Here is an 11,187-nt window from a genome sequence, read left to right as displayed (position 1 = left end):
ATGGCAAGCGCACAACAGCGCCTGGATGACGTCCGGGCGGCTATCAGCGACATCCTCCGGCTTGGGCAGAGCATCACCAAGGATGGTCGCAGGCTAGACCGAGCATCGCTCGCCAGCTTGCGCATGCTTGAAGACCAATACGCCGCAGATGCCGCCCGCGAATCCCGCGCCGGCCAGCCACGGCAAATCCGGCTGTACAGCCGTGGCAAGGGGGCGTGATGGGCTATCGAGTAAGAGCCAAGCCGGTTCGGCTGCAGGTGGTGAACAGCTACGAAGGCGCCGGCCAGGGCCGACGCGCCCAGAGTTGGGACGCCCCGGACGCCGCGCTGAACACCATCGCTATTCCGGCCTTGCCGGCGCTGCGCAAGCGCTCCAAGGCGGCAGTGCGCAACAACCCCTGGGCCGCCAGCGGTATCGGCAAGCGCGTCAGCAGCCTGATCGGTACTGGCATCACACCGCGTGCGCAGATCAAGGATGCCGCGCTGCGTAGTGCCATCAACCAGCTCTGGAGCGACTGGACGGACGAATCCGACGCCGACAACCTCACTGACTTCTACGGCCAGCAGGCGCTGATCGCCCGGATGGTTGAGGAGTCCGGCGAATGCTTCGTGCGGCTGCGCTACCGCCGCCCGGAGGATGGCCTGGCGGTGCCGCTGCAGCTGCAGATTCTGCCGCCTGAGTTCGTGCCGCTGGATCGCAACTTCGTCACCCGTCGCGGCAACGTGGTGCGAGCCGGCATCGAGTTCGACCAGGTCGGTCGGCGGGTGGCGTACTGGATGTGGAAGAACCACCCCGGCGATGCCCGGGCGCTGGGCACCAGCTACAACACGCTGAACCGCATCCCGGCCAGCGAGGTGCTGCACATCTTCGAACCGCTCGAAGGTGGGCAACTGCGCGGCATCCCGCGCCTGGCGCCGGTGCTGCTGCGACTCAAGTCGCTGGACAACTATGACGACGCGGTGCTGTTCCGGCAGGAGGTGGCCAACCTCTTTGCCGGCTTCATCACCAAGCCCCGGCCAGATGGCCCGCCCGTCCTCGATACGTTGACGGGGCAGCCGGTCAAGAGCGACGAAGATGGCACCCCCATGGTGGCCATGGAGCCGGGCACCATGCAGGAGCTGCTCGAGGGCGAGGAGGTAGTGTTCTCCGCCCCGCCTTCGGCCGGCGACACCTACGTGGACTTCATGCGGCAGCAACTGATGGCTGCGGCGGCTGGTATCGAACTGCCTTACGAACTGCTGACCGGCGATATGGCTGACATCAGCGACCGCGTGCTGCGCGTGCTACTCAACGAGTTCCGCCGTCGCATCGAGCAACTGCAGTTCGGCGTTTACGTGTTCCAGCTCTGCCGGCCAGTTCGCGCGGCCTGGCTCGACGCTGCTTGGCTCTCCGGGGCCATTGAGCTGCCGCAGTACTTCGAGCGTCGACGCGACTACTTGCGCACGCGCTGGGTGCCACAAGGCTGGGCCTACATGCACCCCGTGCAGGACGTGCAGGGCAAGCTGCTGGAGATCAAAGGCGGACTGGCCAGCCGCAGCGAGCACGCGCTTCGCAACGGTTACGACGCCGAAGTGATCGACCAGGAAAACGCCGACGACAACGCCCGGGCCAAAGAGCTCGGGCTCGACTACACCACCGACACGGCCCTCACGGCTGGTGACAAAGAGGAAACCCCATGAAGAAGATGACCAACCGCCTGGCGCTGGCGGTCATGCTGGGCGGCCTGGGCATCGACGCCTTCGCCCAGCCGCGCATGCTCAACCTTGAAGGCGCGCCAGACCTCAACGCCGAACACTGGTACAGCATCCAGGCCGCCGGCGAGGAGGGCGGCAAGCCCATCGAGGTCTACATCTACGGCGAGATCGGCTTCTGGGGTGTGACCTCGGGTGACTTCATCCGCGACCTGAAAGAGATCGACGATGGCGTGTCGGAGGTGCTGGTGCACTTCGATACCGTCGGTGGCGATCTCTTCGACGGCATTGCCATCCACAACACGCTGCGCGCCTTGGGCGAGCGCTGCACCGGGCAGATCGACGGTGCGTGTTTCAGCGCCGGCAGCGTGGCCGTGTGCGGTGCCCACAAGGTACGCATGGCCGACAATGCCATGTTCATGATCCACAACCCCTGGACGTTCATGGCCGGCGACAGCAACGAGCTGCGCCAGATGGCCGACATGATGGACAAGGCCTTCGAAGGCATTGTCGCCAGCTACCAGCACCGCGCGCTGAACATCGACGACGCCGAGCTGCGCCGCATGATCAACGACACCACCTGGCTCACCGCCAGCGAGGCCATGACCCATGGCTTCGTCGACGAGGTGTTCGGCGAGGTCGCGCCGCTGGTGAACAACGCGGCGCTGGGCAAGATCCTCAACCGCTACCGCAACGTGCCGGAGGCAGCGCTGCGCCTGGTTGGTGAGGTCGAACAACCGCCGGCGGATGAGCCTGACCCCGCAACGGAGCCCGAACCTGATCCGGTAACGACCACCCCGGAAGCCGCCGAACTGGCCGCCAAGCTCGCCACGGACTGTGCCGCGGCCGGCCTGAGCAACTGCGTCAGCTACCTGATCAAGGCAAGCGCCTTGGCCAGTGCCGAAGCGGTGCAGGCGCACTTCAACCGCGCCAAGGAAGTTCGCGCCGCCTGCATGGTAGCCAAGCGCCCGGATGACGCCCAGGCACTGATCGAAGCCGGGCTGACCGGCGAACAGGCCAAGGCGAAGCTGTTCGAGAAGCTGGCCGCCAACAGCGGCCAGGTGGAAATCAGCAACCTACCCCCGGTGGACGATGGCCCGCAGGCCAGCGCCCACCAGCCCCCGACGGCGAATGAGGTCTACGCTCGCCGCCGCAACCAAGCCTCGAAAGGAGGAAAACAAGCATGACCATCAAAACCGAAGGCGTGTACGCCGGCGAGTTCCTCCTCTCGGAGGCCAACGGCACCCGCAGCCGCGAGGAGGTGGTCATCGCCGCCGGCTCCGGCATCCTCAAGGCCGGCACGCTGATCGCCCTGATCACCGCCGCCAACGCACTCACCCCAGCCGCCGATGCCGGCAACACCGGCAACGGCACCATCGGTTCCGTGACCGTCACCAGCGCGGCCATCAGCGGTGCCTACATCCTCACCATCACCGAAGCAGCAGCCAACGGCGGCAAGTTCGAACTGGTCGACCCGACCGGTGCGCTGGTAGGTGAAGGCACCGTCGGACAGGCCTTCACCGGCGGCGGCCTGACCTTCACCCTGAGTGACGGCTCCACCGACTTTGCAGTGGATGACAGCTTCACCCTCACCGTGCTCGCCAACCTGGGCGAATACACCGCCTACGACGATGACGGCACCGACGATGGCCGGCGTGCTGCCAGCGGCATCCTGTTCGCCTCGGTGGACGCCACCCTCAACGACGTGCGCGCAGTTGGCGTGATGCGTGACGCCGAGGTGATCGAGCGCCTGCTCACCGGGCTGGATGCCAACGGCCGTGCCGACCTGCTGGCCAAGGGCATCGTCATTCGCCCCTGACCGCCAACCGTAGCAACCCCAACACCCCAAGCCCCGCACCAGCGGGGCTTCGCATTTCTAGGAGCCCACAATGGCTGAGATCACGATTTTTCAGGACGAGGCGTTCAGCGTTGACGCGCTGCTCACCGTTATCAACGAAGAACACGTACTGCCCGGGCAGATCGCTGCCGCTGGCCTGTTCGAAGAACAGGGCGTGTCTGGCACCGTCGTACAGATCGAAAAAGACGGTATGACCCTGCAACTGGTCAAAGCCGCCCCGCGCGGCAGCGCCGGCCAGGTGGTCACCGGCAACAAGCGCGACCTGATCCCGTTCAACACCGTGCACCTGCCGGAGGTGTTCCAGATCCTGGCGGACGAGATTCAGGGCATCCGCGCAGTTGGTAGCCTCACCGAAATGATGCAGGTGCAGGCCTATGTGAACAAGCGCATCGAGAAAGCCCGCCGCCAGCTCGACCTGACGCACGAGTACCAGCGCATCGGCGCCATCAAGGGCAAGGTGATCGATGCCGATGGCTCGAGCGTGTTGTTCGACATCTTCCAGCGCTTCGGCATCAAGCGTCCGGCTACCTTTAGCCTGGAGTTGAACAATGCCGACACCGACGTAGCGGCCAAGTGCGTCGAGGTGCTCGATGCCCAAGAAGATGTTCTCGGCAACGTCACCAGCACTGGCGCCCATGCCTACTGTGGCAAAACCTTCTGGGCCAAGCTGATCGCGCACAAGAACGTCCGCGAGGCGTACCTGGGCTGGCAGGCCGCAGCGGCACTCATGGGTGATCGCCGGGTGCCCTTCGAGTTCGGTGGTATCACCTGGGAGCGCTATCGCGGCAAGATCGGTAGCACGCCCTTCGTTGCCGATGACCGCGCGCATGTCGTGCCCATGGGGGTGCCGGAATTGTTCATCAGCGCCTTCGCGCCGGCCGACTACATGGAAACGGTCAACACCGAGGGCATGCCGTACTACTCCAAGCTGGAGCCGATGAAGTTCGGCAAGGGCGTTGAAGGCGAGGCCCAGTCCAACCCGTTGCACCTGTGCACCCGCCCGGCGTCCGTGCGCGAGCTGACCATCTGACCATGGCCAGCTTCGGTGACTGCATCGCCGCGCTCGACGATGCAGTGATGGACAGCCTCAGCGACGGCACCGCCACCTACCTGAGCCGCACCGGCCAGGTGCTGGCGGTCGATGTGCCGGTGATCGTCGATGTCGATGTCGAGCGCGTCGATGCCCTATCGGGTGGTGTTGGCCGGGTGCGCACGCACTGTGTGCAGAAGCACCTGCTGCAGCCCTTCGACCGCCAAGGCGCCTTCGCCATGGATGGCAAGACCTGGCACATCGACGGCATCGCCGACGACGACGGACACCTGATCACTCTCTACGTGAAGACATGACCATGCCTATCGACATGCAATCCGCCATCGTCGCGGAGCTGATCGCCTGCCTGGGTGCCGTGGAGTCATTCGGCGGCCTGGTGTTCGAGGACGGCGTGCTGCGCGTGCTCGACGAAGCCGACGCCAGCCTGCCGGACGACTTCATCGTCATCCAGCCCGGCTCCACCGAGGAAGTCGAGCGGGTGGGAACGGGCAGCGTGCGCGAGCGCGTCACACTGAACATCACTGCCGTCACCAAGCAACGAGGATTTGCCCCCGTCCTGCGCGGTGCTCGCCTGGGCATCAAGGCTGCCACGGGCGGCAGCAAGGCCGGCCTGGCCGTCCAGGGAGTGCAACTGGCCGGCTACCTCACGGAAACCCCCATGCCGCCCGGAGAAGGGCGGCGCTGGGCATGCCACGTCATGCCCCTGCAAGTCACCTACATCCAGCCCCTCAAATGACCGGAGGCCATCATGGCTCAGCAAGACCGCAGCTTCATCGGCGAGGGCATCGTCTATGCCCGCCGCTACCAGACCAATGACCCGCTGATCGATATCGGCAACTGCGACACCTTCAACATCGGCTTTACCTCCGACCGCCAGACCCTGCCCAACTTTCGCGGCGGCGGCGGTAACCGCAACGTGCGCGAGCGCATCACCGACGTGACCGCCACCATCGGCATGTACGACCTCACCCTGGACAACATCGCCCGCGTCACCCGCTCCAGCATCGCCCAGGTGGCCGCCGCCAGCGTGGTCGGTGAAGTGCTGCATGTCGGCGGTGTTGCCGGTGAACTGGTGCCATTCGCCAAGCTGCCGGACACCAGCCAGCCCGTCACCATCACCCGCGCCGGTGCGTTGACCGCCAGCTCGGAGGCTGCCCTGGGCAACGTCGGTAACGGCACCCTGAACAGCCTCAGTGTCACCACGGCAGGCGTGGGGGTCTACAATGTGGAGCTGACCTCGGCGACCGAGTTTGCCGTCACCGGGCCGGGCAGTACGGCAGTTGGCACTGGCGAGGTCGGCGCGGCGTTCACCGGCGGCGGCCTTGCCTTCACCCTGACAGCCGGCAGCACGGCCTTTGCGGCGGACGATGCGTTCACCATCACCGTCGCCCAGGGGGCAGGTGCAGCGGCAGAGCAGGGCGTCGACTACCAGCTCACCCCGCACGGCATCATCATTCCAGCGGGCAGCACCATCACCCCGGCGGGTGCCACGGCCGGCTACACCAGTCTCAAGGCTGGCGTCATCCACATGCTGGCGGGCAGCCAGGTCGAACTTGAGATCTACATCGCCGGCCTCAACGACGCGCAAACCGGAGAACCCTACAGCCTGCGCGCCCGTCGCGTGAAAATGGGAGTTATCTCGGAGCTGGCTGCTCTGGGGCAGGAATACCTCCGGCTCGAAGCCAGCGCGGAACTGCTGGCTGATCCGCTGGTGACCGAGCCGGGTATTTCCAAGTTCTGCGAGATGGCGGTGGTCAACAAGGCAGCTTGATGTAGCAGGGCCAGGGATGGCCTTAACCAAGTTTCAGCGCTGGCATTGAGATGGTAGATTCGTCACTCAGACCCTGAGGGAGGGAACCCAAAATGCAATGCCCAGCATGTAACCATGAAGCGCCGCAGGCCGAGTTTGGCGACCCGTTGAAATGCCCGTCATGTGGTGCCTTCTATGCGAAAGCGCTGGCAGCTAAACAGAAGGCAGCTGCTGCGTTGGAAGTCGCTCCGGCTGCTGACGTTGTTAAGCAGGCGCGCCAGATCAAGGGGCATACCGCACCTGTTGCCGCACAGCCTGTCGTGGTGGTGGATATTCAAATGCGCTTCTGGTCCATGGTCGTTTTCATGGTCAAGTGGGTTTTTGCGTCCATCCCCGCGTTCATCATCGTTGCTGCCATTTGTGCTGTGGTATGGGGCATAACCCTTGGCCTTCTTGGCGGTACCGCTAACCCACTTGTCAGTAGTTCGCTGCCTCCAGCCGATAACCGGGTGACTGAGCAGCCGGCAGCTGTACCTGTGATTAGACCGATCTCGGCGACCATCAGGGATAAAGGTTTCTTATCCAGGGCTGACGGACACGATCAAGATCAGATGGCTTTCGGTCTCGCTTTCAGAAACAACACCGGGCGTGAGGTGAACGCCTTCGACGGCACTGCGGTATTCACTGACGTGCTTGGCAATGAGGTTTTCAGGGCATCGGTGGTTGTGGATGGTTACTTTCCTGTGGGAGGGGAAATAAATCGGGGTTTCACTGTCCGCTACAACAAGTTTATGGCTGACCACGTAAGGTTCAACGATATGGAACAGGGGCGGCTATCTGTCGACTTTCGCCCCAAGAAGGCCCTGTTTAAAGGGGGCGAGATCCAAGAGTTCTAGTAACGAATCAACTGAGAAACCCGCTTCGGCGGGTTTTTTGTTGCCTGGAGAAAAGTATGGCCAGCCTGAAAGAGCGCCTGATTCAGTTTGTACTGCGCGGCAAGGATGAGCTTTCGCCCGAGGCGAAAAAGTCCGAGGAGGCGCTGAACAGCCTGAAGGAAGCCAGCGAGCAGCTCGGCCAGGCGCTGGATAACGCCAAGGAAGCCCAGGGGCTGGCCAAAGCGTTGGAGCAAACCCAGCGAGCCGTCGAGGTGGCCAAGCGCAACCTTGGCGACGCCGAGAAGCAGGTGACTGACCTGCGCGACGCATTGAGCAAAACCCCTGAAGCGGCGGGCCTGCAGCAGTCCCTGAAGGATGCCGAGCGCGAAGCTAGCCGCAGCCGGCGGCAGCTGAACGCGCTGACCCAGCAACTGGCCGATGCCGAGAAGGCGGCGAAGGCAGCGGGGGTGAATACCGATGGTCTGAGCGATGAACAACAGCGCCTGGCCGGCGAGGTGGACAAGGCCCGCAAGGCGCTGGATGAGAACAACGCCAAGCTGAAGGAGGCACAGCGGGAGCAGGCCAAGGCCGCACGCACTGCAGCCGAGCATGCCTCAAGCCAGGAAAACCTGGGCGATATGCTGTCCAGCGGTGCGAAGAAAGCCGGCGCCTTCGTAGCGGCATACCTCTCGGTCAATGCTGCCATTGGCCTGGTGCAGGGCGGCATGCGCCTGCTTGCGCGTGGTATTCGTGCGGTAGCCTTGGATGGCTCCGACAAACAGCAGGCGCTGGCCCAGCTCGAAGCCACGCTGGCGTCCACCGGGCGCCAGGCTGAGTTCACCTCGAAGCAACTGCTGGATATGGCAGATGCCTTCGAGGCCAGCTCGATGCTCACCGCCGAGCAAGTGCAGTCGGCGCAGGCTCGCCTGCTGTCCTACACGGATGTTGCCGCGAAAGAGTTCCCGCGCGCGCTGCAGATCATCATCGACCAGCAGCAGCGCCTCGGTATCAGCGTTGAGCAGTCTGCCGAGATCGTCGGGCGTGCCCTGCAATCGCCATCTCAGGCGATGGCGGCGTTGGGCCGGCAAGGCTTCAAGCTGGAGGATGATCAGAAGCGCTTGCTGAAACAGCTGGAGGCGACGGGCAGAACAGCCGAGGCCCAGGCCATCATCATGGACATGCTGACCGAGGCCTATGGCGGCTCGGCAGCGGCGGCGCGAATGAACACGGCGGCAGGCCTGTGGAAGGGGCTGACCGATCGTATAGGCGATTTCGCCAGCCGCGTCGCGAACTCGGGTGCATTCGACTTTATGCAGCGCAAGCTGCTCGAAGTGGCTGACACTCTCGATGAAATGGCCAACGATGGGCGGCTTGACCGGCTGGCAGAGGCGCTCAGCACGGCATTCATTGATGCGGCTGAGCGGGCCGAAGAGTTCGCCAAGAAGTTGCTAGACATCGATTTCAGCACGCTGACCAGCGACGCTAGCCGCTGGCTCGATGACTTCGGCGAGAAGCTCGACACTGCCGGCCGCTGGATCACCATGATCACCGCGCCATTCCGGGTGCTGGTGAACGTGGTCACGGGTGGTATTTCGGCCATCGGCGTGGCCTTCACGGGTCTTATCACGGCCTCGCTCTCTGGCATGGCATTGGTTGCCCGCGCGATTCCCGATGCCTTTGGTGGGCAAAAGATCGTTGCGGGGCTGGAAAGCGCGCGTGATACGGCGCTCAGCATGATGCAGCTGCTAGCCGGTCAGGTCGCCCAGGATGGCCGCGATATCGCTGCCACCTGGAACAGCGTGGCCGAAGCGGCAGAGGGTAGTGCCGACCGCCAGGCCCGAGCTGCAGCGAAGGCGGCCGAGGACACCCGCAAGTCGATGCAGAAGACGGGCGAGGATATCGCCTCGTTCTTTCGCTCGAACATCACCACGCTCGAGCAGGCGCTGGCGGCGATCAGCTTTTCCGAAACCGCCGCCGATCTTGCCGAGATCGAAAAGGCGCTGGCTGACTCCAAGCTGACCACCGAGGAACTCGGCGCGGCGATGGAAGCGCTAGGGCAGAAACGCGGTTTCGTTACTGTCGCCGACGATGCCAAGCGCACCACCACCGAGCTGGAGCAGTTGCGCAAGGAACAGGCTCGGCTAAAGGCGGAATACGATGCCGGCACCATCACGCTGCAGCAGTGGCAAGACGGCCACAACGCGGCGGCTGAAGCCATCCGCAAGCTGGAAAGCGAGAGCGCAAAGGCGACGGGCACCATCAAGGCTGTGGGGAGGGAGCTGAAGTCCCTGACTGACGTTCAGCGCGCGATCAGCGATGCCAAGACGGATCGGGATATCGCCGCCATCCGCACGGCATTGCAGGGTCTCTACAACACCGGGCAGGTGACGGCGGCTCAGTACAACGCCGAGCTATCCAAACTCAACGCACGCCAAAAGGAACTGACCCAGGCCCTGCAGGGCAGCAAGAAAGCCCAAGACGATAAGAACAAGTCGGACCAGCAGGCCATCGTCACCAGCGAGCAGCTGCGCCGCGAGAGCGGCAAGCGGATGGAAGCCGAGCGCAAGGCCGGCGATGAAGCAATGCAGCGGCGCCGGAAAGAGTCCAGCGACGCGCAGCGCGACATGGCCGACATGGAGGGCTTCTTCAGCGGTGTCATGAGCCGTGCGCGCGAGCCGGTGGCGGCGCTGAGCCGGGCCGCGCTGGAGCTGTACGACCGTATGCGCGGCCTCACCACTGCGGCGCCGAGCATCGACACCAGCAGCCTGGAGTCCACACGCACCAGCCTGGAGTCGGTATCCAAGGCGTTGGGTGACGTGCGCGCGGCGCTAGCGTTGCCGATGCAGAGCAGCCTGGCCCGCTGGATGGCGGAAACTCAGCAGGCCAGCCTGCAGACGCAACAGGCTTTTCTGTCGCAGAAGGCCAGTCTGCAGGATCTGATGCGTGACTATGAGCGCGGCTCGATCACCACGCAGCAGTTCGTGAACCGGGCCAACAGCATGAAGCAGGCGCTGAGCCTGCTCGATGGCTCTGACCTGAGCGGGCTGGAGTCGGCTATCGATGCCGCCAACCAGCGTATGCAGCAGATGGGGCAATCCACCCGCTCGACGCTGGAGAGCCTGCAGGACGAGCTGGACGGGCTGCAGGGCCGGCAAGACGACATCGAGCGTCGCCGGTTCGCAGCTCGCCAGCGCGAGCTGCAGGCCCAGGCCGCCGAGGCGCAGGCAGGCGGTGACGCCCAGGCTGTGGCCAACGCCAACCGTGCCCTGGGTTTGCTGCGGCAGATCGAGGCCGAGAGCGCCCAGGCCAGGCAGGCCGAGGAACAGAAGAAGCGCATGGAAGCGCAGCAGGCCACCCAGCCGGCTGCACAGCAGGCAGCGCAATCGCCGAGCAAGATCATCCGCCTGGAGATACCGGGGCGCCCTGCAGTCGATGTGTCGGTGAGCGGTGACGCCGCCGAAACCAACCTGCTGAGCATTCTCGAACAAGCCGGCTTGAGGAGCCTGTAATGCAACTGACCCTTGACGGCCTCGACCTGGCTGCCGATCCGGCGCTGGGCGGCGAGCAAATGGAATGGGTGGACGAATGGGACTGGAACGCCATCGAGCAGGATCAGGAACGCTCGCTCACCGGGGCGCTGATCGTGCAGGAGGGCGTCAAGCTGTACGGGCGCCCGATCACCCTGGCGAGCAATGGCGGTGCCTGGTTCCCGCTGGCCACCGTGCGTGCTCTGGAGGCCATGGCCAGCGTGCGCGGTGCTGCGCACCTGCTCACGCTGCCGAGTGGTGAGCAGCACTATGTGACGTGGAACCGCGTCGCGGGGCCAGTCGTGCAAGCCGTGCCGGTGCACCGCACTGTCGCGCCTGGTCCTGACTGGCTCTACCAGCTCACCCTACGCCTGATCACCGTAGCGCCACCGCCTCCCGACCCCGAGCCGGAACCTGACCCCGAACCCTGACAGC

Annotated in this window: 11 protein-coding genes; all 11 read left to right on the top strand. The window is 64.4% G+C overall.

The genetic code is table 11. The features are described from left to right. The 11 genes from H3221_RS22225 to H3221_RS22175 all read left to right on the top strand — a co-directional run bounded on the left by H3221_RS22225 (window position 1) and on the right by H3221_RS22175 (window position 11,183). Window positions 1–219, top strand: a complete 219-nt coding sequence (locus H3221_RS22225; protein ID WP_196475912.1) for a hypothetical protein — start codon at window positions 1–3, stop codon at window positions 217–219. After that, window positions 219–1,679, top strand: coding sequence for a phage portal protein (locus tag H3221_RS22220; protein ID WP_196475911.1), 1,461 nt, complete (start codon window positions 219–221; stop codon window positions 1,677–1,679). The genes H3221_RS22225 and H3221_RS22220 overlap by 1 nt, the downstream gene beginning before the upstream one ends. Next, window positions 1,676–2,878, top strand: a complete 1,203-nt coding sequence (locus H3221_RS22215) for a head maturation protease, ClpP-related (protein WP_196475910.1) — start codon at window positions 1,676–1,678, stop codon at window positions 2,876–2,878. Before H3221_RS22220 ends, H3221_RS22215 begins: the two co-directional genes overlap by 4 nt. Next, complete coding sequence (locus H3221_RS22210) at window positions 2,875–3,510, top strand: head decoration protein (RefSeq protein WP_196475909.1); 636 nt, start codon at window positions 2,875–2,877, stop codon at window positions 3,508–3,510. The genes H3221_RS22215 and H3221_RS22210 overlap by 4 nt, the downstream gene beginning before the upstream one ends. Before the next feature lie 70 nt (window positions 3,511–3,580). Then, the gene (locus tag H3221_RS22205; protein ID WP_196475908.1) at window positions 3,581–4,579 is read left to right on the top strand and encodes a major capsid protein; all 999 of its coding nucleotides are present in this window, start codon (window positions 3,581–3,583) and stop codon (window positions 4,577–4,579) included. Window positions 4,580–4,581: 2 nt separating this feature from the next. Next, entirely contained in the window at window positions 4,582–4,896 is a 315-nt protein-coding gene (locus H3221_RS22200; RefSeq protein ID WP_196475907.1) for a hypothetical protein, read from the top strand. Further along, complete coding sequence (locus H3221_RS22195; protein WP_224490744.1) at window positions 4,893–5,336, top strand: hypothetical protein; 444 nt, start codon at window positions 4,893–4,895, stop codon at window positions 5,334–5,336. The genes H3221_RS22200 and H3221_RS22195 overlap by 4 nt, the downstream gene beginning before the upstream one ends. A 12-nt stretch (window positions 5,337–5,348) precedes the next feature. After that, window positions 5,349–6,371: a hypothetical protein gene (locus H3221_RS22190; protein ID WP_196475906.1), complete on the top strand. Its 1,023-nt coding sequence runs from the start codon at window positions 5,349–5,351 to the stop codon at window positions 6,369–6,371. Window positions 6,372–6,463: 92 nt separating this feature from the next. Continuing rightward, a complete protein-coding gene (locus H3221_RS22185; protein WP_196475905.1) occupies window positions 6,464–7,246 on the top strand; it encodes a hypothetical protein in 783 nt (260 codons plus the stop codon). Window positions 7,247–7,302: 56 nt separating this feature from the next. Then, window positions 7,303–10,734: a phage tail length tape measure family protein gene (locus H3221_RS22180; protein WP_196475904.1), complete on the top strand. Its 3,432-nt coding sequence runs from the start codon at window positions 7,303–7,305 to the stop codon at window positions 10,732–10,734. Next, window positions 10,734–11,183, top strand: a complete 450-nt coding sequence (locus H3221_RS22175; protein ID WP_263482869.1) for a hypothetical protein — start codon at window positions 10,734–10,736, stop codon at window positions 11,181–11,183. Before H3221_RS22180 ends, H3221_RS22175 begins: the two co-directional genes overlap by 1 nt. The last annotated feature ends 4 nt before the right edge of the window (window positions 11,184–11,187 follow it).

Source organism: Pseudomonas chaetocerotis, assembly GCF_015712105.2.
In the GTDB taxonomy this organism is placed as follows: domain Bacteria; phylum Pseudomonadota; class Gammaproteobacteria; order Pseudomonadales; family Pseudomonadaceae; genus Aquipseudomonas; species Aquipseudomonas chaetocerotis.
This window is presented reverse-complemented; position numbering and strand designations above follow the sequence as displayed.